Origin of the sequence: Nonomuraea sp. NPDC049684, assembly GCF_044465345.1 — a bacterium.
In the GTDB taxonomy this organism is placed as follows: domain Bacteria; phylum Actinomycetota; class Actinomycetes; order Streptosporangiales; family Streptosporangiaceae; genus Nonomuraea.
The window spans coordinates 323,391-345,317 of record NZ_JBITLO010000003.1 but is presented as its reverse complement, the minus strand read 5'-3'; the positions used below and the strand labels follow the sequence as shown (position 1 = coordinate 345,317).

Annotated in this window: 21 protein-coding genes; 12 read left to right on the top strand and 9 right to left on the bottom strand. The window is 73.9% G+C overall.

Translation table 11 applies throughout. From position 1 onward, the window contains the following. Positions 1 to 43 precede the first annotated feature (43 nt). The 6 genes from ACIBST_RS11865 (at position 44) to ACIBST_RS11840 (ending at position 6,180) form a co-directional block, all read left to right on the top strand. Positions 44 to 1,000, top strand: a complete 957-nt coding sequence (locus ACIBST_RS11865; RefSeq protein WP_397171097.1) for a helix-turn-helix domain-containing protein — start codon at positions 44 to 46, stop codon at positions 998 to 1,000. A gap of 96 nt (positions 1,001 to 1,096) precedes the next feature. Continuing rightward, entirely contained in the window at positions 1,097 to 1,480 is a 384-nt protein-coding gene (locus ACIBST_RS11860; RefSeq protein ID WP_352353397.1) for a VOC family protein, read from the top strand. After that, the gene (locus tag ACIBST_RS11855) at positions 1,477 to 2,268 is read left to right on the top strand and encodes an alpha/beta fold hydrolase (RefSeq protein WP_397171096.1); all 792 of its coding nucleotides are present in this window, start codon (positions 1,477 to 1,479) and stop codon (positions 2,266 to 2,268) included. Before ACIBST_RS11860 ends, ACIBST_RS11855 begins: the two co-directional genes overlap by 4 nt. 67 nt (positions 2,269 to 2,335) lie before the next feature. Beyond that, positions 2,336 to 4,678: a glycoside hydrolase family 3 C-terminal domain-containing protein gene (locus ACIBST_RS11850; protein ID WP_397171095.1), complete on the top strand. Its 2,343-nt coding sequence runs from the start codon at positions 2,336 to 2,338 to the stop codon at positions 4,676 to 4,678. Positions 4,679 to 4,735: 57 nt separating this feature from the next. Further along, positions 4,736 to 5,416: a DUF4191 domain-containing protein gene (locus ACIBST_RS11845; protein ID WP_397171093.1), complete on the top strand. Its 681-nt coding sequence runs from the start codon at positions 4,736 to 4,738 to the stop codon at positions 5,414 to 5,416. Then, complete coding sequence (locus tag ACIBST_RS11840) at positions 5,416 to 6,180, top strand: class I SAM-dependent methyltransferase (RefSeq protein ID WP_397171091.1); 765 nt, start codon at positions 5,416 to 5,418, stop codon at positions 6,178 to 6,180. The genes ACIBST_RS11845 and ACIBST_RS11840 overlap by 1 nt, the downstream gene beginning before the upstream one ends. Here ACIBST_RS11840 and ACIBST_RS11835 read toward each other — a convergent pair. The 4 genes from ACIBST_RS11835 to ACIBST_RS11820 are packed head-to-tail and all read right to left on the bottom strand — an operon-like array spanning position 6,161 to position 9,434. After that, on the bottom strand, positions 6,161 to 7,102 hold the full coding sequence (locus ACIBST_RS11835; RefSeq protein WP_397171089.1) for a hypothetical protein: 942 nt from the start codon (positions 7,100 to 7,102) through the stop codon (positions 6,161 to 6,163). The genes ACIBST_RS11840 and ACIBST_RS11835 overlap by 20 nt on opposite strands. Next, positions 7,102 to 7,725 (bottom strand): TetR/AcrR family transcriptional regulator, encoded by a 624-nt coding sequence (locus ACIBST_RS11830; protein WP_397171087.1) that lies wholly within the window; start codon positions 7,723 to 7,725, stop codon positions 7,102 to 7,104. Before ACIBST_RS11830 ends, ACIBST_RS11835 begins: the two co-directional genes overlap by 1 nt. A 48-nt stretch (positions 7,726 to 7,773) precedes the next feature. After that, the gene (locus tag ACIBST_RS11825) at positions 7,774 to 8,976 is read right to left on the bottom strand and encodes an MFS transporter (protein ID WP_397171086.1); all 1,203 of its coding nucleotides are present in this window, start codon (positions 8,974 to 8,976) and stop codon (positions 7,774 to 7,776) included. Further along, the gene (locus ACIBST_RS11820) at positions 8,973 to 9,434 is read right to left on the bottom strand and encodes an RDD family protein (protein ID WP_397171085.1); all 462 of its coding nucleotides are present in this window, start codon (positions 9,432 to 9,434) and stop codon (positions 8,973 to 8,975) included. The genes ACIBST_RS11825 and ACIBST_RS11820 overlap by 4 nt, the downstream gene beginning before the upstream one ends. 77 nt (positions 9,435 to 9,511) lie before the next feature. Here ACIBST_RS11820 and ACIBST_RS11815 point away from each other — a divergent pair, with 77 nt between their 5' ends. From ACIBST_RS11815 to ACIBST_RS11805, 3 genes are all read left to right on the top strand, one after another. Beyond that, positions 9,512 to 10,534, top strand: a complete 1,023-nt coding sequence (locus ACIBST_RS11815) for a hypothetical protein (protein ID WP_397171083.1) — start codon at positions 9,512 to 9,514, stop codon at positions 10,532 to 10,534. A 95-nt stretch (positions 10,535 to 10,629) separates the two neighbouring features. Next, complete coding sequence (gene glnA, locus ACIBST_RS11810; RefSeq protein ID WP_352323044.1) at positions 10,630 to 12,054, top strand: type I glutamate--ammonia ligase; 1,425 nt, start codon at positions 10,630 to 10,632, stop codon at positions 12,052 to 12,054. A 224-nt stretch (positions 12,055 to 12,278) separates the two neighbouring features. Then, the gene (locus ACIBST_RS11805) at positions 12,279 to 12,512 is read left to right on the top strand and encodes a hypothetical protein (RefSeq protein WP_352353417.1); all 234 of its coding nucleotides are present in this window, start codon (positions 12,279 to 12,281) and stop codon (positions 12,510 to 12,512) included. Between the two features lie 25 nt (positions 12,513 to 12,537). Here the strand turns inward: ACIBST_RS11805 and ACIBST_RS11800 are convergent, their stop codons facing one another. After that, the gene (locus ACIBST_RS11800; RefSeq protein WP_397171081.1) at positions 12,538 to 13,260 is read right to left on the bottom strand and encodes a B3/4 domain-containing protein; all 723 of its coding nucleotides are present in this window, start codon (positions 13,258 to 13,260) and stop codon (positions 12,538 to 12,540) included. After that, entirely contained in the window at positions 13,257 to 14,531 is a 1,275-nt protein-coding gene (locus tag ACIBST_RS11795) for an MFS transporter (RefSeq protein ID WP_397171079.1), read from the bottom strand. Before ACIBST_RS11795 ends, ACIBST_RS11800 begins: the two co-directional genes overlap by 4 nt. 83 nt (positions 14,532 to 14,614) lie before the next feature. Here ACIBST_RS11795 and ACIBST_RS11790 point away from each other — a divergent pair, with 83 nt between their 5' ends. After that, entirely contained in the window at positions 14,615 to 15,442 is an 828-nt protein-coding gene (locus ACIBST_RS11790; protein WP_397171077.1) for a LysR family transcriptional regulator, read from the top strand. A 5-nt stretch (positions 15,443 to 15,447) separates the two neighbouring features. Here the strand turns inward: ACIBST_RS11790 and ACIBST_RS11785 are convergent, their stop codons facing one another. Beyond that, a complete protein-coding gene (locus ACIBST_RS11785; RefSeq protein ID WP_397171076.1) occupies positions 15,448 to 16,491 on the bottom strand; it encodes a hypothetical protein in 1,044 nt (347 codons plus the stop codon). A 33-nt stretch (positions 16,492 to 16,524) separates the two neighbouring features. Further along, entirely contained in the window at positions 16,525 to 19,446 is a 2,922-nt protein-coding gene (locus tag ACIBST_RS11780; RefSeq protein WP_397171074.1) for a bifunctional [glutamine synthetase] adenylyltransferase/[glutamine synthetase]-adenylyl-L-tyrosine phosphorylase, read from the bottom strand. Between the two features lie 83 nt (positions 19,447 to 19,529). Here ACIBST_RS11780 and ACIBST_RS11775 point away from each other — a divergent pair, with 83 nt between their 5' ends. Continuing rightward, positions 19,530 to 20,093, top strand: coding sequence for an HXXEE domain-containing protein (locus ACIBST_RS11775; RefSeq protein ID WP_397171073.1), 564 nt, complete (start codon positions 19,530 to 19,532; stop codon positions 20,091 to 20,093). A gap of 135 nt (positions 20,094 to 20,228) precedes the next feature. Here ACIBST_RS11775 and ACIBST_RS11770 read toward each other — a convergent pair whose 3' ends face one another. Further along, complete coding sequence (locus ACIBST_RS11770) at positions 20,229 to 20,927, bottom strand: type 1 glutamine amidotransferase (protein ID WP_397171071.1); 699 nt, start codon at positions 20,925 to 20,927, stop codon at positions 20,229 to 20,231. Positions 20,928 to 21,040: 113 nt separating this feature from the next. Between ACIBST_RS11770 and ACIBST_RS11765 the strand changes: the two genes are divergently transcribed. Next, on the top strand, positions 21,041 to 21,889 hold the full coding sequence (locus ACIBST_RS11765; RefSeq protein WP_397171069.1) for an alpha/beta fold hydrolase: 849 nt from the start codon (positions 21,041 to 21,043) through the stop codon (positions 21,887 to 21,889). Positions 21,890 to 21,927: the final 38 nt, after the last annotated feature.

Here is a 21,927-nt window from a genome sequence, read left to right as displayed (position 1 = left end):
CGCGTCCCTAGCATGGCAGGGCTGCCGAGGGAGGGGCGAGGCCATGGCGACCGTGATCCGCACCAGCGACCTGCCCGCGCGCAGCCGTCACGACGCCTGGCGCGGCATCGTCTGCGACACGCTCGGGCCGCTCGACCTGCGCATCGATTCCGGCGCGCCGCTGCGGGGCGAGATCGAGCTGGGGCAGTTGGGCCCCGTGGGCGTGGGCCGGGTGCGCACGTCCACGCCGCACAGCGTCCACCGCACGGCGCGGTTGATCCACCGCGACAACCCCGAGCTCTACCGGGCCGTGCTGGCCGTCTCGGGCAACCCGGTGCTGCGCCAGGACGGCCGCGAGATCCGCCTGGACAAGGGCGAGTTCGCCATCTACGACTTCACCCGCCCCTACGAGGTGGCCTACGACTCGGCCGTCCAGCTCGCGGTGTTCAGCTTCCCGCACGAGCTGCTGCCGCTGCCCTACGACGACGTCGCCCGGCTGACCGCGGTGCCCGTCTCGGCGCGCGAGGGCACCGGCGCGCTGGCCGTGCCGCTGCTGCGCCGGGTCACCCAGGACTACGACGACTACACCCCGGCCAGCGCGGCCAGGCTGGCGACGGTGGTGATGGACCTGGTCACCACGGCCCTGGCCGAACGGGCCGAGCAGGCCGACGCGGTGCCCGAGGACGCCCGCCGCCGCGCCCTGCTGCTGCGCGTGCGGGCCTTCATCGACCAGCGTCTTGGCTGGTCCGACCTCGACCCGGCGATGGTGGCCGAGGCGCACCACGTCTCGGTGCGCTACCTGCACCGGCTGTTCGAGTCCGAGAACACGACGGTGGCCGCCTGGATCAGGCACCGGCGGCTGGAGCGCTGCCGCGCCGACCTGCTGGGCGCCCGCCACCTGCCGGTCGGCGAGGTCGGGGCGCGGTGGGGGCTGCCCGACTCGGCGCACTTCAGCAGGCTGTTCAAGCGGGCGTACGGGCTGCCGCCGGCCGAGTTCCGGCGCGCCAACGCCGTGCGCTGATCGTCAACCGTCCTGGCGCTGGGATCCAAGACGCGCGAGGTCGTGGCCAGCAGACTGAAGGTGTCGCAAAACACCTCAGATGCCTAGGAGCACGACATGCAGCTCTTCCTCAACCTCCCGGTCAAGGACCTGGACCGGTCGCAGAAGTTCTTCACCGAGCTCGGCTTCACGATGTACGGCATGGCCGAGGGCATGGCCTCGATGCTCGTCAACGAGCAGACCCAGGTGATGCTGCTCACCGAGCCGACGTTCTCCACGTACGTCACCAAGGAGATCGCCGACGCCACCACCAGCACCGAGGCCATCCTGGTGCTCGGCATGGAGAACCCGGCCCAGGTGGACGAGCTGGTGGACAAGGCCCTCGCGCTCGGCGCCACCCCGGCCGGCGTGCCGCAGGAGGCCGGGTTCCGCTACCAGCGCGGCTTCGCCGACCTCGACGGGCATCACTGGGAGGCCCTCTGCCTGGTCCAGCCCGCGTGAACGGCCACGCCACCTCGGCGGACGGCACCGTGCTGGCCTTCGACAGCTACGGCGCCGGGCCCGCGGTCGTGCTGGTCAACGGCGCGTTCGGCGACCGGGCGCACCCCACGCTGGCGGGCGTGGCCGCCGCGCTGGCGCCCTGGTTCACGGTCGTCAACTACGACCGCAGGGGCCGGGGCGGCAGCGGCGACACCCGGCCGTACGCGGTCGAGCGGGAGATCGAGGACCTGGCGGCGGTCATCGGCGCGGCGGGCGGGACGGCCATGGTGTTCGGGGGCTCGTCCGGCGCGGCGCTCGTGCTGGAGGCCGCCGCCCGGGGGCTCGGCATCACGAGGGTGGCGGTGTGGGAGCCGCCGTACCACGTGGACGACGACGCTCCCCCGCTGCCGGACGACTTCGCCGCGCAGCTCGACGCGCTGTGCGACGCGGGCCGCTGGGAGGAGGCGGTCGAGCGGTTCATGGTGGAGGCGGCCGAGGTGCCGGTCGAGGCCGTGGCCGCGATGCGGGCCGACGCGTCGTGGAGCCACCTCAAAGGCGTGGCCCGGACGCTGGCCTACGAGGCCGCCGTCCTCGGGCCGGGCAACCGGCTGCCGTCCGCCACGCTGGCCGCGATCGTCCAGCCGCTGCTGGTGCTGAGCGGGGAGCGCAGCCCCCGGTGGATGGCGGGCGCGGCGCGGGCGGTCGCGGCGGGCGTGCCGGGGGCGCGGCACCGGGTGCTGGAGGAGCAGGCCCACGCCGTGACGCCGGAGGCGCTGGTGCCCGAATTGCTGGAGTTCTTCGCCCGGTGACAGGCTTTGCGTAACGTAAAGGTCACAAACCTATCGAGTGCTCGGTTTTCTGGTGAACACTGATGCCGTGGAACTCGACGAACTGATCGCCCGGCTCGACCTCGCCACCAAGATCCGCCTGCTCACCGGGGCCGGCATGTGGTCCCTTCCGCCGATCCCCGAGATCGGGCTCGACCGGCTCGTGATGAGCGACGGCCCGATCGGCGTCCGCGGTGAGCAGTGGACCTCCGCCGACCCGTCCATCGCGCTGCCCAGCCCGACCGCGCTCGCGGCCACCTGGGACGTGGAGCTCGTCCGGCGGGCCGGCGCGCTGCTGGCCCAGGAGGCCCGGCGCAAGGGCGTGCACGTGCTGCTCGCGCCCACGATCAACCTGCACCGCTCCCCGCTCGGCGGCCGGCACTTCGAGTGCTTCTCGGAGGACCCGTACCTGACCGGCGAGATCGGCGCGGCCTACGTCGAGGGCGTGCAGGAGGGCGGCGTGGCCACCACGCCCAAGCACTTCGTGGCCAACGACTTCGAGACCGACCGCTTCACCGTGGACGTGCGGGTCGACGAGAAGACGCTGCGCGAGGTGTACCTGCGGCCGTTCGAGCGGGTGGTGCGGGCCGGCGCGTGGGGGCTGATGACGGCCTACAACTCGGTCGGCGGCACCACCATGACCGAGCACTCCGCCCTGGTCAACGGCGTGCTGAAGGACGAGTGGGGGTTCGACGGGCTCGTCGTGTCCGACTGGACGGCCGTGCGCAGCACCGAGGCCGCCGCCCTCGGCGGCACCGACGTGGCCATGCCCGGCCCGTTCGGCCCGTGGGGGGACAAGCTGGAGGCCGCCGTCCGGGAGGGGCGGGTGCCCGAGTCGGTGATCGACGACAAGGTGCGGCGGGTCCTGCGGCTGGCCCGCCGGACGGGCGCGCTCGGCGGCGAGGACCGTACCGCCCCCGGCCCCATCGACGGCATCGCGCTGGCCCGCGAGGTGGCCGCGCGCGGGTTCACGCTGCTCGCCAACGACGGCGTGCTGCCGCTGCGGGACGTGCGCACGCTCGCGCTCATCGGCTCGGCCGCCGCCGAGGCCCGGGTCATGGGCGGCGGCAGCGCCCAGGTCTTCCCCGACCGGATCGTCTCGCCGCTGGCCGGGCTGAGCGCGCTGGAGGGCGTCGAGGTCCGGCACGCCGTCGGGACCGACCCGCGGATCCGCCTGGCGCCGCTGGCCTGCCCGGTCGTGGCGCAGTTCCTCGACGCGGACGGCGGCCTGCTGGCCGAGCATCCGCTGGCGGCGGCCGAGGCGCGGTGGGTCGGCCAGCTGCCGCCGGACGTGGACGGCGAGCGGCTCGGGGCGGTGCGGCTGCGGGCGGCGTACACGCCGGGCACGTCGGGGAGGCACGAGCTGTCGGTGGCGGGCGTGGGCGCCTTCACCGTCACGGTGAACGGCGAGACCGTCCTCGACGCGGCGATCGAGCCGGAAGGGGGCGATCCGGCGGCCGCGTTCCTGTCGCCGCCGGAGCGGCGCTTCGCCGTCGAGATGACCGCGGGCGAGCCGTACGAGCTGAGCGTGACGCATCCGGCGGGGGCCTTCGGGGGCATGGCGTTCGTGGCGTACACGCTGGGCCACGCCGACCCGGCGCCGGGCCCGGACGAGCTGATCGCCGAGGCCGTGCGGGTGGCGGCCGGCAGCGACGTGGCGGTGGTCGTGGCCTCGACCACGCCGGAGGTCGAGAGCGAGGGCTTCGACCGCGAGACCCTGGCGCTCCCCGGCCGCCAGGACGAGCTGATCCGCGCCGTGGCCGCGGCCAACCCGCGCACGGTGGTCGTGGTCAACGCGGGCTCGCCGGTGGAGATGCCGTGGGCGGACGAGGTCGCGGCGGTGCTGCTGACCTGGTTCCCCGGGCAGGAGGCCGGGAACGCGCTGGCCGACGTGCTGTCGGGCCGCGCCGAGCCCGGCGGCCGCCTGCCCACCACGTGGCCCGCGGCGCTCGCGGACGCCCCCGTCACGAACGTGACCCCCGTGGACGGCGCTGTGGCCTACGACGAGGGCACGTCCATCGGGTACCGGGCCTGGGAGCGGTCGGGGCGGGCTCCGGCCTTCTGGTTCGGCCACGGCCTCGGCTACACGACCTGGAGCTACGACTCCATCGCCGCCGAGGGCGCCACCGTGACCGTCGCGCTGACCAACACCGGCGACCGCTTCGGCCGCGAGGTCGTGCAGATCTACCTCTGCCGGGGCGACGACCGCCGCCTGGCCGGGTTCGACGTGGTCGAGGCCGAGCCGGGAGAGACCGTGATCACGACCGTCTTCCTGCCCGACGGCGCCTTCCAGGTGTGGGAGGACGGCTGGCGCACGGTCGAGGGCGAGTACACGGTCCAGGCGTCGCACCACGTCGCGGACCCCAGGCTGTCGATCACGGTGAAGATCTAGCGACAAAGGCCAGCCGCATTTTCCATAGTGCACCAGTTGGTTTGTATCCTTCTGAGCATGGCAAAGTCCGAGGATCCAGAGAAGCCGGGGCGCATCAAGCAGCTCCGCATGATCGCGCAGATCATCAAGCAGGCCAATCCCAAGGGGATGCCGATCGTCTTCCTCTCGGCGGTGGGCACGCTGGCTGTGGTCGTCGTGATCGGCCTGGTCACGGACTACCTGTGGTATTCGGTGTTCATCGGCGTCCTGGCCGCGCTCACCGTCGGGCTGGTCGTCTTCGGCCAGCTCGCCCAGAAGGCCCAGTACTCGATCCTGCACGGCCAGACCGGCGCGGCCGCCGCGGTCCTGCAGGGCATGCGGGGCAACTGGCAGGTCACCCCGGCCATCGCGGTCAACCGTGACCAGGACCTGGTCCACCTCGTCGTCGGCTACCCGGGGGTCGTGCTGGTCTCCGAGGGGCCGGGCAACCGGGTGGGCAGGATGCTCGCGGCCGAGAAGAAGCGGGTCGCGCGCGTGGTGCTGGGCGTCGAGATCTACGACATCCAGTGCGGCGACGGCGAGGGCCAGGTGCCGATCGCCAAGCTCCAGCGGCACATCATGAAGCTGCCGCGCAACCTGAAGAAGCCCTCGGTCAACGAGGTCAAGGACCGGCTGCGCTCGCTGCCGAAGAACCTGCCGATGCCGAAGGGCCCGATGCCCAAGGGGGCCCGCATGCCGCGCGGCCCGAAGATGCGCTAGTGCTGTCGGTCTCCTCGCGGGCCAACCGCCACTGGTGGGACGGCAACGCCGACGACTACCAGGTCGAGCACGGCGGCTTCCTGGGGGACACCGGGTTCGTCTGGTGCCCCGAGGGCGTCGACGAGGCCGAGGCGCACCTCCTGGGCGAGGTGCGCGGCCGGCGGGTGCTGGAGATCGGCTGCGGCGCGGCGCAGTGCGCGCGGTGGCTGGTGACGCAGGGGGCCCGGGTGGCCGCCTTCGACATCTCCCACCGGCAGTTGCGCCACTCCCAGCGCATCGACCTCGACACCGGCCTGCGCGTGCCCGTGGCGCAGGCCGACGCCGAGTCGCTGCCGTTCGCGTCCGGCGCCTTCGACCTGGCCTGCTCGGCGTACGGTGCGCTGCCGTTCGTGGCCGACCCGCTGGCGGTCTTCCGCGAGGTGCGCAGGGTGCTGCGGCCGGGCGGCCGGTTCGTGTTCTCGGTGAGCCACCCGATCCGATGGGCCTTCCCCGACGATCCCGGCCCGCGCGGGCTCACCTCCGACCGCTCCTACTTCGACCGCTCGCCCTACGTCGAGCGGGACGACGACGGCACCCCCTCCTACGTCGAGCACCACCGCACGATGGGCGACTGGATCGGCCTGCTGGCCGCCTCCGGGCTGACCCTTACCCGCCTGCTGGAGCCGGAGTGGCCGCAGGGGCACGAGCGGGCGTGGGGCGGCTGGAGCCCGCTGCGCGGCCGGCACCTCCCCGGCACGGCCATCTTCACCTGCGCGAATACCTAGCCGCCAGGGCGGCGAAGACCTCCTTGGGCTCCCAGCGGGTCTCGTCGAGCATCCTGACCACGCCGTAGGAGCCGAGGTCGTCGGCGCCGCGCCGGTTGTAGGCGGCGAAGGTGAACCAGAACGCGGCCGCCAGGCCCTCGGCCTCGAAGACGTCGAGCAACTCCTCCAAGTAGCGGACCTGCTCGCCCTCGTCGGGCACGGCCCCCTCGGGCACCAGGTACGCCGAGCCGCCCCGCTCCCCCGCGCCCTTGTAGGCGCAGGTGCCGAACTCGGTGGCGGCCACCGGCTTGCCGTGGGCGAAGTGGGCGCGCAGCTCCGCCGGGAAGCCGGCGGCGTTGTGGGCGGCGCGGTAGGCGTCGACGCCGACGATGTCGAAGGGCGTCCAGTCGATGAACTCCCACGGGCCCGACGCGTAGGTGAGCCGGCCGCCGAACCGGGCCCTGACCGCCGCGGCGGCCTCGGCCAGGAAGGCGTTGAAGCGGGGCGCGACGTCGGCGGCCGTCGTCTGCCACCAGGCGAGGTCGGCCGTCGTCATGGCCTGCAGGCGCTCGCCGTACGTGGCGCCGGGGATGAAGCCGTGGCAGAACGCGCTGGACTCGCACCCGGCGACCAGCACCACCTCGGCGCCGGCGCGGCGCAGGGACTCGGCGCGGGCGGCGCAGTCGGCGTAGAGGGCGACGGCCTGCTCGGGGGTGGCGTCCACGGGGAAGGGCGCGAACCACACCTCCAGACCGGCCGCCGCGGCCCGCTCGGCCGCGACGGAGAGCCGGTCGGGATCGCCGCCGGAGACGCGGACGGCCGTGCAGTGGAGCTCGTCGGCGATCACCCGCATCTCGCGGGCGACGACGCCGGGATCGAAGGTCCGGCGGCTGAGCTGCGGGCCGTTCAGAAACCCAGTGTCGTAGTTAATCCCTTTTATCACTATTTTCCCTCTTTTATGGATGAGAAGCCGTTTTCGAGGAGGTCGAAGGCCGTCTCGACGTCGTCCGCCAGCAGCCGGCCCGCCTCCTCCAGCGCCGAGCCCGAGACGAGCCGGTGGAAGAACGTCTCCTGCAGCGTGTTGATCGTGGCGGTGATCTGGGCCGCCATGAGCTGGGCGATCAGGCCGCCCGCGGGCGTGCCCATGGCCTCGGCCAGCGCCGCGGCCAATGCGTGCCGCTCCCCCGCATGGGTCTGCTGGACGGCCGCCAGCAGCGCCGGGGCGGCCGCGATCACCCGGACGCGGGTCAGCAGCCCCTCCACGTCCACCTCCCGCGCGCCCCGGGCGGCCATCGACCGGTAGTGCTCGCGCAGCGCGCCGAGCGGCGAGAGGCCCGGCGCGCGGCCCGCCACGATCGCCGCCGTGTCCTCGGCGACGCCGTCGAGGGCCAGGCACTCCTTGCTGGGGAAGTACGCGAACAGCGTGACCTTCGCGACCCCGGCCGCCTCGGCGATCTCGTTGACCGTCACCGCGTCGTAGCCGCGCTCGGCGAACAGGCGCAGGGCCGTCTCCGCGATGCGCCGCCGCGTCTGCTCCTTCTTGCGCTCCCTGAGCCCCGCCATCATGGCTCCACGATAACCGTACCGGGTAAGAAAACAAACCCGGTACGGTTTTTACTCCGCAGTGCTCATCGGCGCGCGGGCGGCCAGACCGGCGGTGGCGGCCAGCATGGCGGCGCTGAGCGCGAAGACGCCGAGCACGCCGGTCGCCCCCGCCACCACGCCCGCCACGGCGGGAACCAGCACCTGACCCAGCCGGTTGCCGGTCAGGCGCAGCGCCAGCGCCGTGCCGCGCTCGCCCGCCCGCGCGCGACCGGCCACCCAGGACAGCGTCAGCGGCTGGCCCAGCCCCAGCGCGAACCCCATCAGCGCGACGACCGGCACCGCGGCGGCCGTGCCGCACAGCGGCAGCGCGGCGACGGTGACCGCGGCGGCGACGGTGCTGGTCACCAGGACGGCGCGGCGGCCGTACCGCAGGACCAGGCGTTCCATGGCGAGCCTGCTCGCCATGGTGGTGGCGGCCCGCAGCGCCAGCAGCGCGCCGACCGCGAGCACCCCGGCGCCGCGGCTCTGCCCCCAGGCCGGCAGGTACGCCAGCACCAGGTCGATCGTGGACACGGTGGCCAGGCTGGTGACCAGGGCCTGCCACATGCCCTCCTGGCCGAGCGTGCCGCGCAGCGGGAAGCGCCGGACGGCGGCCCGCCCGCGCGCCGGGCCCGGCCCGCCGATCCACAGGCTCGCCAGCCCCGCCACCAGCCCGAACCCGGCCGCCACGACGAGGGCGGGCCCGACGGCGGCACCACCCGGACCGTCCGCGCCGCCACCGGCGGCGAGCGGGCCGCCGGCCACCAGGGCCGCGGCGGACGGCCCGGCGAGCTGGCCGAGCGAGGTGAACACGGTGAAGCGCGCGTAGGCGCGGTCGTGGCCCCCGGCGGCCACCCGGTTGGCGATGACGGCCTGCTGGGCGACGACCGACAGCAGGTGCCCGAGCCCGAACAGCGCATTGAGCAGCACCAGCGCCCACAACGAGCGGGCCGCGGCCAGGGCCAGGGCGCTGCCGGTGATCAGCGCGGCGCCCAGCAGGGCCGCGCCGCGCTCGCCGGAGGCGTCCACCCAGCGCCCGACGGAGACGGCCACGAAGAGCGGCAGCACCGAGAACCCGGCGGTGATGAGCCCGATGCCCAGGTTGCCCGCGCCGATCTCGATGGCCCGGTAGCTGACCATCGGACGGGCCGCGAACGTCGCCGCCTGCACGCACACCGCCGCCACCATGAGCGGGCCGAACCACCGGCCCGCCCCGGCCCGGCCGGTCGTCACATCCGGACGACCACGGTGTTGGACACCCGGTCGTGCACCCCGCGGTGGTCACGGTCCCAGATCAGGGCCGGCAGCGCCAGGCCGAGCAGGACGGTGCGCACCAGCACGGGCAGCAGGCGCGGGGCGCCGCCGTCCATGGCGGCGACGCGGATGCCGGCCAGCCGGTGGCCGAACGTCTGGCCCATGAAGCCGACGAGCAGCAGGTATTGGAGCGCGAACACCAGCACGGGCGCCCACGGGGACTCGGCCGGGTTCATCCTGAGCAGCAGCTGCACGACGAACCAGGTGCAGATCATCCAGTCGACGACGAGCGCGGCGATCCTGCGCCCCCACCCGGCGACCGATCCGCTGCCCTCCTCGGGCAGCCCGAGACGCTCGCCCGGGTATCCGAGGTCGATCCCGGCGGACCGGATGCCGCCCAGCCAGGTCTGCGTCCACCGAGGCTCGTTGCTGCTCATGACGTCAACGGTATCCGGCCCCCGGGCCGGTCGGCATCGTGACCCAACCGCGCTCTGCCCTCGCCATCATGGTCGCCATGCCACACGGGGATGACCTTGACGCGCGCTTCAACGAAGTGGTCGCGCAGATCGACGAGGGCGAGCGCCGCAGGATGCGCTCGTCGGCCGCCAAGGGGGCAAAAGAAGGCGTCGCGCGGCAACGCGCGCCACGCCCGCCGCGGCGGGACCGCTTATCCGCCGGCCACGCGCCGGTCGACCGCGGCCCGCGCCGGCTCGGGCGCATGTCGGTGGCGCTGATCGCGCTGTGCGCGATCGTCGGCGCCGCGGGGGTCGTGGTCACCTACCGTCCCGACCTGCTCGGCGGGAACCCCGGCCTGGAGGCCCTGCCCGTGCCCGCGAACCCCGTGGCGGCGGACGACCCCTTCGCCGGCTCGCCCGCCGAGCGCTACGCCGACGGCGCCGCGGGCTTCGTGATGCCGGCGGCCAGGGCGCTGGGCGGGCTGTCGAAGGCGGACGTGGCCAAGGGCCTGGAACGCACCCGCGCCCTGCTGTCGGCCGCCCTGCTCGACCGCGAGACGCTGCTGGGCGGCCGGCCCAAGGCCTTCGCCCGGCTGCTCGACGCCGACCAGCGCGAGGAGTTCTCCAAGGACCTGGGCGGCAAGAAGTACGACAGCCGCCAGATGGTCAACAGCTTCGCCCCCGGCAGCGCCGAGCTCGCCACCGACCTGGTCAAGGTCAACGGCACCGCCCGCCTCGGCGCCTTCCGGGAGGACGGGCTGCACGGCGTCAAGGTCGAGGTGAACTACCTGGCCGTCTACGCCGTGCGCCGCCCCGGCGCGCCGGCCACCACCATGCGGCTGGTCTCGCAGCTCACCGGCGAGGTGCAGCTCTACCGCTCGGACGGCAGGCCGGCCCTGTACGTGAAGTGGGGCATGAGCAGCACCCCGGCCGACTGCGACATCGACGACGGGTTCGTCCATCCCGTCTACGAGGACGACCCGCCCGGTTCCGTCGCGCCGACGGGCCCGGCCACCGACCCCTACGACCTGGACGACCGGCCGGATTTCGACGGAGGCTGCGACACGTCCCAGGGGACGTGACCCTGCGTAACACATGCGAAACAATCGAGACACCGTACGGAAACGGCCGCGCCCTAGCGTCGGCATGATGGCCAGTCCCTCAGGGAGGTTCGAGAGTGTTCAACTCCGCCGACGACGTCCTGAAGTTCATCAGTGACGAAGGGGTGCAGTTCGTCGATGTCAGGTTCACCGACCTGCCGGGGACGACGCACCACTTCACCTTCCCGGTCGAGAACTTCGGCGCGAACGTCTTCACCGACGGGCTCATGTTCGACGGCTCGTCCATCCGCGGCTTCCAGGCGATCCACGAGTCGGACATGCTGCTGCTGCCCGACCCGTCCAGCGCGGTGCTCGACCCGTTCCGCCAGCACAAGACGCTCAACCTCAACTTCTTCGTGCACGACCCGCTGACCGGCGAGGCCTACAGCCGCGACCCGCGCAACGTGGCGCGCAAGGCCGAGGAGTACCTCAAGGGCACCGGCATCGCCGACACGGCCTACTTCGGCCCCGAGGCCGAGTTCTACATCTTCGACGACGTGCGCTTCGAGACCAAGGCGAACGCCGGCTACTACTACATCGACTCCATCGAGGGCGCCTGGAACACCGGCAAGCGGGCCGAGGGCGGCAACCTGGGCTACAAGCCGCGCTACAAGGGCGGCTACTTCCCGGTCCCGCCGATGGACCACTTCACCGACCTGCGCTCGGAGATGGTGCGCAACCTCATCGAGTGCGGCATCGACGTCGAGATGCAGCACCACGAGGTCGGCACGGCGGGCCAGGCGGAGATCGACTTCAGGTTCGGCACGCTGCTCAAGACGGCCGACAACCTGATGCTCTACAAGTACGTCATCAAGAGCACCGCTCTTGAGTACGGCCACACCGTCACGTTCATGCCCAAGCCGATCTTCGGTGACAACGGCTCCGGCATGCACTGCCACCAGTCGCTGTGGAAGGACGGCTCGCCGCTGTTCTACGACGAGGTCGGCTACGCGGGCCTGTCCGACACCGCCCGCTACTACATCGGCGGCCTGCTGCGGCACGCGCCGTCGCTGCTGGCCTTCACCAACCCGACGGTCAACTCCTACCACCGCCTGGTCCCGGGCTACGAGGCCCCGGTCAACCTGGTCTACTCCCAGCGCAACCGCTCGGCCTGCGTGCGCATCCCGATCACGGGGTCCAACCCGAAGGCCAAGCGCATCGAGTTCCGCGTGCCCGACCCGTCGTGCAACCCGTACTTCGCCTTCTCGGCGATGCTGATGGCGGGCATCGACGGCATCCGCAACAAGATCGAGCCGCCGGAGCCGGTCGACAAGGACCTCTACGAGCTGCCGCCGGAGGAGGCCCGCCAGGTGCCGCAGGTGCCGGGCTCGCTGCCCGAGGTGCTCGACGCGCTGGAGGCCGACCACGACTACCTGCTCGAAGGCGGCGTGTTCACGCCCGACCTGATCGAGACGTGGGTGTCGTACAAGCGGGAGAACGAGGTCGACCCGATCCGCCTGCGTCCGCACCCGCACGAGTTCGAGCTGTACTACGACGTGTGAGACCGCGGTTCCCCCATCGGGAGAACCCGGCCCGAAGGGGCCCGGCGCCGGCGACGGCGCCGGGCCCTTTCTCGCTCACTCCTGGGGGACGGCTCTGCCACCCGACGCCTCCGCAACGGGTGGTTACGAGGGATCTGGCGGGGTTTGCGGAACGCGGTTACCTTGATCCCAGATCACGCAACCGGCCATCGGCCGAACGCGCCCGAAGGATCTGGAGGACCGTCATGAGGATCAGACGAGGGCTGTTAGCCGCGGTGCTGGCCGCCGGCGCGCTCTGTCTCGGTTCGACCCCGGCTCACGCCATTCCGCCGCCGCCGCCCGGCGGCGACCTCCTCGTCGTCTTCGCCTACTTCAACGGCGACCAGCTCGTCGGCCAGCGGTGGTTCGGCTGCGGCCAGCCCGCCGGCGAGTGGGGCGTCCTGTCGGGCACCCAGAAGGTCTACTTCACGCCCTGCTGAGCCGTGAGCGGGGGCCGCCCCGTGGTCAGAAGTCGAAGCGGGGCTCCGGCGCGGTGAGGATCTCCGACTTCGGCGACACCGGCCACAGGGCGGTCAGCTCGTCGTAGAGGGCCGTGGCCAGGCGTTCGACGTCCGCGCGGGCCGTCTCGTGCAGGGCCTCGGCCACGATGAGCACCTCGGTGGTGGTGTCGCGGACCGCCGACAGGCCGCTCTGCCGGTTGGTCCAGCGGCGCGCGTGCGCCCGGCCGTCCGCGTCGGCGAAGATCACTTCTCCGGCGGCCGGGTGCTCCGTCTCGCCGGAGAAGGTCAGGTACGTCTCCTCGCCGGAGGCGTACCGCACCTCGACGAAGCCGGAGACGCGGGAGACGTCGAACACCGCCACCGGCACGGCGAAGGCGATCGAGATCGCGTTGCACAGGTCGATCAGGGGATGCAGGCGCGGCAGCGCGCCCTCCTTCCTGAAGCGGCGCAGCAGCGACTCCGACGCGCACCGGTACTGCGTCGGCTTGAGCCCCATCCGGGTGAACGCCCGCCGCCACGCCTGGATCTCGGGCAGCTCGCTCTCGGGGGCGGCGCGCCGGGCGGCCAGGTCGCCGTAGCGGGCCACCTGGTCGTCGACGCGGGCGGCGGCGTCGACGCCCGCCGCGTGGAGCGCGAAGGGCACCAGGTCGGGAAAATCCCGCCAGATGTCCGCGGAATGCTGGAAACGCACTGTCACCTCGCCGGTCGTCTGACTCGTGCGGCTCACGATACTGCGGCGGCCTCCTGGCGTCCCCGCGCGGCATGCCGGGCGCGGGCGGCGGCCAGGGCGTAGCAGCCGAACGTCACCGCCGTCAGGACGGCCGCGGCGAGCAGGGGCCGCCCGACGACGCCCAGCACCGCCACGCCGAGGGTGGCGCCGACCTGCCGGGAGGCGTTCAGCACGCCGCCCGCGGTGCCCGCCGTGCCCGCGGGGGCGGCGTTCACCATGCCGGCCATCAGCGCCGGGAACACGAACGACAGCCCGAACCCCATGACCACCAGCCAGGGCGTGAGCACGTCGGTGAAGGCCACCCCCGCCAGGCCGGTCGCGAGGAGGGCCAGACCGCCCAGGATCGGCGGACGGGGGCCGTAGCGGGCCACCAGGCGGCCGGTGAGCAGCGGGTTCACCGTCATGGGCAGGGTGAGCGGCAGGAAGGCGAGCCCGGCGGCGACCGGGGACAGGTGGCGGGTGTCCTGGAGGAGGAGGGTGAGCACGAACAGCGCGCCGGAGAAGGCGAAGTTGGCGACCGTCCCGGCCAGCAGCTCCGGCCAGGTCGCGGCGAGCAGGCCGCCGGGCAGGGCGGGGGCGTGGCTGCGGCGTTCGACCAGCACCAGCGCCACCAGGACGGCCACGGCCAGCCCGGCGGCGAGCGCGGAGGAGTCGATCAGGGCCTCGGCGACCAGGCCGAGCAGCACGCAGGCCAGGGCCTGGACCTGCCAGTCGATCCGCCGGGACCCGCGCGGGGAGGCGACGTCCCGCATGATCAGCAGGCTGGCCACGGCGAAGGGCACGTTGACCAGGAAGACCGCGCGCCAGCCGGACAGTCCGACCAGGAGGCCGCCGAGCAGGGGGCCGGCGGCGAGCGCCGAGCCGGTGACGGCCGCCCACAGGCCGGTGGCGCGGGCGCGGGCGGCGGGCGCCGGGTGCATCTCGGCGAGCAGCCCCAGCGAGCCGCCGGTGCACAGCGCCGCCGCCACGCCGAGCAGCGCGCGCAGCACGACCAGCACGCCGAGGTCCGGCGCCGCCGCGCTGAGCAGCGACAGCGCGCCGAACAACGCCACCCCGGCCTTGAAGACGCGGGCCGCGCCGAACCGGTCGGCCACGGCTCCGGCGGTGAGCAGCGACGCGGCGAAGGCGACGGTGTAGGCGTTGACCGCCCACTGCTGCCCGGCCAGCGAGCCGCCGAGGGAGGCGCGCAGGTCCGGCAGCGCGATCGTCAGCACGGTCGTGTCGAGGATCACCAGGAAGTAGGCGAGGGAGAAACCGAACATTCGCATGCCCACAGCCTGCTGAAACGCCACTTTTCCCCTCAACAGGCGGCGCCGTACGGGGCATTCGGGAAAACCTTATGCTGCTTTATATGGACTTGCGGCAGTTGAGGGGCTTTGTCGCCGTCGCGGGGGCGGGCACCGTCACCGGCGCGGCGAACGCGCTCGGCCTGGCCCCCGCGTCGGTGTCGGAGCAGGTGCGCAGGCTGGAGGGCAGCCTCGGCGTGCCGCTGTTCGAGCGCACGCCCCAGGGCATGCGGCTGACCGAGGCCGGCGCCGCGCTGCTCGGCCGCGCGCAGGGCCTGCTCGACCACGCCGAGGAGGTGCGCCGCGCGGTCACCGGCCGGCGCCGCCGGGTGCGCGTCGGCGCGCTGGAGATGCTGGCCGCCGCCCGGCTGCCCGCCGTGCTGCGCCGCCTGTCCGAACGCCGTCCCGACCTGGACGTGGACGTGCGCTCCCTGATGCGGCACGACCTGCTGGCCCAGGTGGCCTCCGGCGACCTGGACGCGGCGCTCCTGCTCGACCTCGGCCCGCGGATCGGCGGCCTCGGCTTCACCCCGCCGCCCGGCATGGACTTCCTCGACGTCGGCGAGGTCGCGCTGTCGCTGGTCGCCGCGCCGGACGGCGAGCGGGAGCCGCTGCTGGTGAGCCCGCCCGGCTGCTCGATCCGGCTCGCGGCCGACCAGGCGTTCGGCCCGGACGTGCCGCGCAGGGAGCTGACCAGCATCGCCACCGCCCGCGAGTGGGCCCGGCAGGGCTTCGGGCAGGCCCTGCTGCCGGACTTCGCGCTGGGCGCCGACCTCGACTCCGGCGCGCTGGTCGCGCTCGACTGCCGGGCGCCCGCGCTGGCCCTGCGCCTGGTCTGGCTGCGCGGGCGCGAGGAGTCGCTGCGGGACGTGCTGTACGCCATGAGTGCCTGACCCGTCTACCGGTCCTTGCGCCGGGCCTTGATGCCGGTGATGCGGCGGAACACGTCCCACCAGAAGGGGGCGCCGAACAGCAGGGCCACGTACGTCAGCAGGTAGCCGGGCCAGTGGGTGGGGGTGGTGAGCCGGCTCCACCAGGCGGCGCCGTTCCAGTGCAGCGTGGGGTCGCCCTCGGCCGGGATGGCGATGCTGACCAGCGCGTGCTGGAGCATCTGGACCATCGCGGGCTCGCTGAGCGTCTCGGTGATGCACGGCACGGGGTCGGACCCGCCGCACCGGGCCTTGAGCTCGTCGTAGGCCGCCGGGCCCGCCTCGGCCACGGCGGTCACCGAGGCGCGGAAGGCGTTGTCGCGCAGCAGCGTCTTGCCGTACTCCAGGCCGTCCATGGTGAACAGCAGCGTGACCAGGAGGCCGAGGACGGCCACCACCCACTTGACGTAGCGCTTGTACAACATCGACAGGCGTTCCATCTCGCCGTCGAACCAGGTCTCGACGCCCTGCCTGAACCGGTCGAGGTCGCGCTGCGCGGTCTCCCAGACGCCGCGCAGGTGGCCGTACAGGGGGCTGCCCATCTCCTTGAGCTTGGCCAGGAAGCCCTCGACGCCCTCGGGCTCGGCGGCCGCCATCTCCATCAGGGCGACGGCGAAGCGCCCCGGCGGGATGTTGGCGATGCTCGTCCGGCCCTTCGTCGGGTGGTCGATCTCCTGGACGCGTTCGTACAGCAGCTTGACCATGGCGTCCTGCGCCTTGGGCTCGGCGACCGGCAGCGTGCCGGGCTCGGCGGGCGCGGGCTGGTCGCTGTGGGCCGGCCGGGGATCGCGGGAGAACGGCAGCGCGGCGAACACGTCGCGCACCTTGGCGGGCAGCCACGACCTGCCCTGCGCGTCGGCGCCGTCGAGGGTGTCCCGCAGGTAGGCCCACAGGAACTTGCTGCGGATCGCGAGCAGGCGCACGAACGCCTCGTTGACCCCGCTCACCAGCAGTGAGAGCAGCAGGAACGACACCACCAGGCCGAGGGCCAGGTCCACGTAAACGGATAACACCTGCGCCTTGATACACCCGGCCGCGGACCGGGATCAACCCCCGTAGAAGACGCGCTCGACGACCTGGCGGGCGCGGCGGGTGACGCGGCGGTAGTCGTCGAGGAAGTCCTCCGAGCCGTCGGGCGGGTAGCCGAGCGTACGGGCGATGAGCCGGCGCTCCCCCGCCTCGGCCGGCACGCTGTCCCCCGGCCTGCCCCTGACCAGCATGATCGCGTCGCGGACCCTGGAGGCGAACCGCCACGCCTCGGCCAGCACGCGCTCGTCGGCCGGGTCGAGCAGCCCCTCGGCCGCCGCCGCGCGCAGCGCCGCGACGGTACGGGTGGTGCGCAGGGCCGGCACGCCGCCGGCGTGGCAGAGCTGGAGGAGCTGGGCCACCCACTCCACGTCCGACAGCCCGCCGGGGCCGAGCTTGGTGTGCAGGGCGGGATCGGCGCCGCGCGGCAGCCGCTCGGCCTCCATGCGCGCCTTGAGCCGCCTGATCTCCCTGATCGCGTCCTCGGGCAGCCCGCCGGCCGGGTATCGCAGCTCGTCGATCATCGACGTGAACGCGTCGCCGAGCGAGGCGTCGCCGGCCGAGAAGCGGGCGCGCAGCAGCGCCTGCGCCTCCCACGGCGAGGACCAGCGGGCGTAGTAGGCGCGGTAGGAGGCCAGCGTGCGCACCAGCGGCCCCTGGCGGCCCTCGGGGCGCAGGTCGGGGTCGATGAGCAGCGGCGGGTCGGGCGCGGGCAGCGACAGCAGCCGGCGCAGCTCGTTGGCCACGGCGAAGGCGGCGTCGGTGGCCTCCCGCTCCTCGACGCCGGGCAGCGGCGAGTGCACGAACATCACGTCGGCGTCGCTGGCGTACGAGCACTCCATGCCGCCGAGCCGGCCCATGGCGATGACCGCGAACCTGGTCACGTCCTGGGCCTTGGCCAGCGCGGCGTCGAGCGCGGCCTGCAGGGTCACGTCGGTGAGCGTCGACAGGGCCGTGCCGACGGCCTCGATGTCGAGCAGCCCCGAGATGTCGGCGACGGCCGTGCGGAACAGCTCCCTGCGGCGCAGCCCGCGCACGGCCGCCACCGCGGTCTCCGGGTCGCCGGCGTGCCGGGACACCGCGGCCGACGCCTCGCCGCGCAGCGACTCGGGCGAGCGCACGGCCAGCTCGGTGTCGGAGCCGAGCATCGCGACCGCGTCGGGGGCGTGCATGAGCAGGCCGGTGGCGTAGCGGCCGGTGCCGAGCACCCGCGCCATGCGGGCGGCCACCGCCGTCTCGTCGCGCAGCAGCCGCAGGTACCAGGGGGTGCTGCCGAGCTTGTCGCTGACCTGGCGGAAGCCGAGCAGCGCCGCGTCGGGGTCGGGCGTGTCGGCGAACCAGCCGAGCATGACGGGCAGCAGCGTGCGCTGGATGGCCGCGCGCCTGGACACGCCCGTGGACAGCGCGGCGATGTGCCGCAGCGCGCCGTTGGGGTCGACGTAGCCGAGCGCCTCCAGCCGGGCCGCCGCCGCGGCCGTGGACAGCCGCGCCTCCGACTCCGGCAGCCGGGCCACCGCCTGGAGCAGCGGCCGGTAGAACAGCTTCTCGTGCAGCCGCCGCGCCTCCATGGCGTGCCGCCGCCACCGGGCGGTGAACTCCCCCACCGGGTCGGCCTGCATGCCGAGGGCGCGGCCGAGCCTGCGCAGGTCGGCCTCGTCGGTGGGCAGCAGGTGCGTACGCCGCAGCCGGTGGAGCTGCAACAGGTGCTCGACCCGGCGCAGGAACGCGTACGCCTCGGCGAGCCCGCGCGAGTCGTCGCGGCCGACGTAGCCGCCGCGGGAGAGGGCGGCCAGGGCCGGAAGGGTGCCCCGGCGGCGCAGCAGCGGGTCGAGCCTGCCGTGCACGAGCTGCAGGAGCTGGACGGCGAACTCGATGTCGCGCAGCCCGCCGGGCCCCAGCTTGAGCTGCCGCTCCCCCTCGGCGCGCACGTGCGACTCGACGCGGCGGCGCATGGCCTGGACGTCCTCGACGAAGTGCTCGCGGGTGGCGGCCGTCCAGACCAGGTCGTTGACCGCCTGGACGTAGGACTCGCCGAGCTCCTGGTCGCCCGCCACCGGACGGGCCTTGAGCAGCGCCTGGAACTCCCAGGTCTTGGCCCAGCGGCGGTAGTAGGCCAGGTGGCTGGCCAGGGTGCGGACCAGCGGGCCGGACCGCCCCTCGGGGCGCAGGCCGGCGTCGACCTCCCACAGCGAGCCCTCCTGGGTGGCCGCCGTGCAGGCCCGCATCATGGCCTGGGCCAGCCGGGTCGCCGACCGCAGCGCCTTGGTCTCGTCGGCGCCCTCGCGCGGCTCGGCGACGAAGATCACGTCGACGTCGCTGATGTAGTTGAGCTCGCGCGCGCCGCACTTGCCCATGCCGATGACCGCCAGGCGCGCCTCGGAGTCGTCGACCTCGGCGCGGGCGATCGCCAGGGCGGCCTCCAGCGCCGCGCCGGCCAGGTCGGACAGCTCGGCCATGACCTCCGGGAGCGTGGCCTGCCCGGTCAGGTCGCGGGCGGCCAGGTGCATGAGCCGGCCCCGGTAGGCCACCCTCAGCGCCACCAGCGGGTCGGGGGCGCCGGCGCGCGGCTCGGGCTCGTCCGGCTCGGCGCCGACGGCGCGCAGCAGCGCGGCGCGCGCCTCGCCCAGCTCGGGCTCGGCCAGCAGGGCCGTCTGGCCGGGGTGGCGGACCAGGTGCTCGCCGAGCGCGGCGCTGACGCCGAGCACGGCGAACAGGCGCGCCCTGAGCCGCTCGTCCTCGCGCACCGCGGTCAGGACGGCCGGCTCGCGCTCGGCCAGGCGGGTCAGCGAGACCAGGGCCTGGTCCGGATCGGCCACGGCGACCAGGAACTCCAGGAGGTCGTCGAGGTCGGCGGGGGTGCGGTCGAGCAGTTGCGCGGCCCTGGCGCCGTCGGCGAAGCCGAGCTTGGCCAGGCGTGCGGCGGTCGATTCGATCCTGGGCACCTGCTCATCTTGACAGGTGGCTTCGGGAAGGCCGTAGAGTACAACGCAACGTAGCGTTGCGTTTTGCTGAGGAGGGGGACGACATGAGCCGGATGCCCGCGGCGGTGACCTGGGGATTGCTGGCGGCCTGGGCCGTGCACGACGCCGAGGAGTTGGCGACCATGGCGGGATGGGCGCGGCGGGCCCGTCCCCGGCTGGAGCGGATGTACCCGGGGGTGCCGTGGGAGCGGCTGGAGGTGTCGCAGGCGCGGGTGAACGTGGCGATCGGGCTGATGGGCGGCGTGGTGGCGGGGGCCTCGGCGCTGGGGGCGCGCAGCGGCGGGCGCAGCCCGGTGTTCCAGGCGGTGCTGGCCGGGTTCGGGCTGCACGGGGTCGTCCACCTGGCGCAGGCGGTCGCCACGCGCGGGTACACGCCCGGGGTGGCGACGGCGCCGCTGGTGGTGATCCCGTTCTCGGCGTGGGCGTGGCGGCGGCTGCGGCGGGCGGGGGTGGTGGCGGCGCCGGGGCGGTCGGCCGCGTTCGGGCTCGCGGCGCTGCCGCTGACGGTGGGGGGCGTGCACGCGGCCGCCCACCTGCTCACCCGCCGCCGCACGCGGGCCGCCGAGCCGTCGGCCGCGGACGGCCTCGGCCGCGACCGCTGGTTCTGACCCGCGCCGACGCCACGCCGTCCGGCCCGAGCCGGGTGGCCAGGCCGGACAGTGGGGGCGGTGAGGCTGCGGGTTCCGGAGCGGCGGGTTCCCGGGGGCGGTGGGTTCCCGGGGGCGGCGGGTTCCCGGGGGGCGTCAGGCTGGGCGGGAGGCTTCGGCTGCCTGGGCGACCACCTGGGCGAACGCCTCCGCGACCGGGCGCCAGGTCGCGACCAGGGCGGGCCCGGCGGCCTTGACGGCGGCGTTCAGGTCCTCGGCCGCCTCCAGGTCCGACTCCGCCGTCCAGGAGGTGAAGATCTCCGGGGTGGCCTCGGGGTGGAACTGCACCGCCCAGGCGCGCTCGCCGACCCGGTAGGCCTGGTTCGGGTACCGGTCGCCGGTCATCAGCGGCACCGCGCCCGCCGGCAGACGGGTCATGGCGTCCTGGTGGTACTGGACGGCGACGGCCCTGGCCGGGACGCCCGACAGCAGCCGGTCGGAGGCCGCGGCGGGCAGCGCGACCACCTCGCACGCCCCCACCTCCAGGCCGTTCCCGCCGCGCTCGACCGTGCCGCCGAGCGCCATGGTGAAAAGCTGGGCGCCGAGGCAGATGCCGAGCGTGGGCGTGCCCTCCTCCACGGCGCGGCGCAGCAGGGCGCGGGTGGCGGGCTGCCAGGGGCTGCGCTCGTCCTCCCAGGCGGCCGCGGCGCCGCCGAGCACGATCAGGCCGTCGGCGGCCCGCTCCGGCACCGGCTCGCCCTGGTACGGCCGTACGACGTCGCAGATGGGTCCCAGCCAGTCCGCCAGGTGGCCGAGCCCGGCGCCGGCCTCGTGCTCGATCACGGTGATGCGCATATCGGGTAATTTATCCGCATTTTCTGGCGAAAAAGCCCTTACGCCCGTCCTGCGAAGTGCTCACGCGAAGGGCGGTGATCCCCGGCCCCGGACGGCGTCCCTAGGATCCGGCTATGAGATTCGACGAAGTGGACGGGCTCCGCGTCGCCACGTTCGGCACCGGCCCGCGTAAGGTCATCGCGGTCCACGGCATCAGCGCCTCGCTGATGGCCTGGGGCGCGGTCGGGCGGCGGCTGCCCGAGGAATGGTCGCTGATCGCGATGGACCTGCGCGGCCGCGGTCACAGCGCCTCCCTGCCCGGCCCGTACGGGCTGCCCCGGCACGCCGAGGACGTCCTGCGCGTCGCCGAGCACGTCGGCGCGGGCCCGGACGCGGTGCTGGCCGGCCATTCGATGGGCGCGTACGTGGCCGTGCTGGCCGGGGCCGAACGCGACTTCGAGCGGGTCGTCCTGGTGGACGGCGGCCTCCCGCTGCCCCTGCCCGAGGGCGAGGACCCCGACGCCGCGCTGGCGGCCACGCTGGGCCCCGCGCTGGCCCGGTTGCGCCGGACGTTCGCGACCCCGGAGGAGTACGTGGACTTCTTCAAGGCCCACCCCGCCTTCGTCGGCCGCTGGAGCCCCGACGTGGAGGCGTACGTGCGCTACGACCTCGACGGACCCGAGGGCGCGCTGCGCTCGCGGGCGGTCGGCGAGGCCGTGATGGCGGACGGGCGCTGGATGCGCACCGAGAGCACCCGGATCGGCGCCGCGCTGGCCGCGATCAAGGCGCCGACCTTCCTGCTCAGGGCCCCGCGCGGCCTGCTGAACCAGGACACCGGCATGCTCCCCGACGAGGTCGCCCGCACCTGGACCGCCCGCGTGCCCGGCCTGCGCGACGAGGTCGTGCCCGACTGCAACCACTACACGATCCTGTTCGACGAGCAGCCGGTGACGACCGTCCTGGAACGGATCGCCGGGGCATGAGAAAGGCCCCCGAGCCGAGCTCGGGGGCCGTCCTGATG

What these genes read in the sequence shown, in the direction of transcription:
- ACIBST_RS11845 (WP_397171093.1), top strand. Translation starts at nt 4,736, where the DNA reads ATGGCAAAGTCCGAGGATCCAGAGAAGCCGGGGCGCATCAAGCAGCTC.
- ACIBST_RS11775 (WP_397171073.1), top strand. Translation starts at nt 19,530, where the DNA reads ATGAGCCGGATGCCCGCGGCGGTGACCTGGGGATTGCTGGCGGCCTGG.
- ACIBST_RS11770 (WP_397171071.1), bottom strand. Translation starts at nt 20,927, where the DNA reads ATGCGCATCACCGTGATCGAGCACGAGGCCGGCGCCGGGCTCGGCCAC.
- ACIBST_RS11860 (WP_352353397.1), top strand. Translation starts at nt 1,097, where the DNA reads ATGCAGCTCTTCCTCAACCTCCCGGTCAAGGACCTGGACCGGTCGCAG.
- ACIBST_RS11790 (WP_397171077.1), top strand. Translation starts at nt 14,615, where the DNA reads ATGGACTTGCGGCAGTTGAGGGGCTTTGTCGCCGTCGCGGGGGCGGGC.
- ACIBST_RS11820 (WP_397171085.1), bottom strand. Translation starts at nt 9,434, where the DNA reads ATGAGCAGCAACGAGCCTCGGTGGACGCAGACCTGGCTGGGCGGCATC.
- ACIBST_RS11765 (WP_397171069.1), top strand. Translation starts at nt 21,041, where the DNA reads ATGAGATTCGACGAAGTGGACGGGCTCCGCGTCGCCACGTTCGGCACC.
- ACIBST_RS11795 (WP_397171079.1), bottom strand. Translation starts at nt 14,531, where the DNA reads ATGCGAATGTTCGGTTTCTCCCTCGCCTACTTCCTGGTGATCCTCGAC.
- ACIBST_RS11805 (WP_352353417.1), top strand. Translation starts at nt 12,279, where the DNA reads ATGAGGATCAGACGAGGGCTGTTAGCCGCGGTGCTGGCCGCCGGCGCG.
- ACIBST_RS11830 (WP_397171087.1), bottom strand. Translation starts at nt 7,725, where the DNA reads ATGATGGCGGGGCTCAGGGAGCGCAAGAAGGAGCAGACGCGGCGGCGC.
- ACIBST_RS11815 (WP_397171083.1), top strand. Translation starts at nt 9,512, where the DNA reads ATGCCACACGGGGATGACCTTGACGCGCGCTTCAACGAAGTGGTCGCG.
- ACIBST_RS11865 (WP_397171097.1), top strand. Translation starts at nt 44, where the DNA reads ATGGCGACCGTGATCCGCACCAGCGACCTGCCCGCGCGCAGCCGTCAC.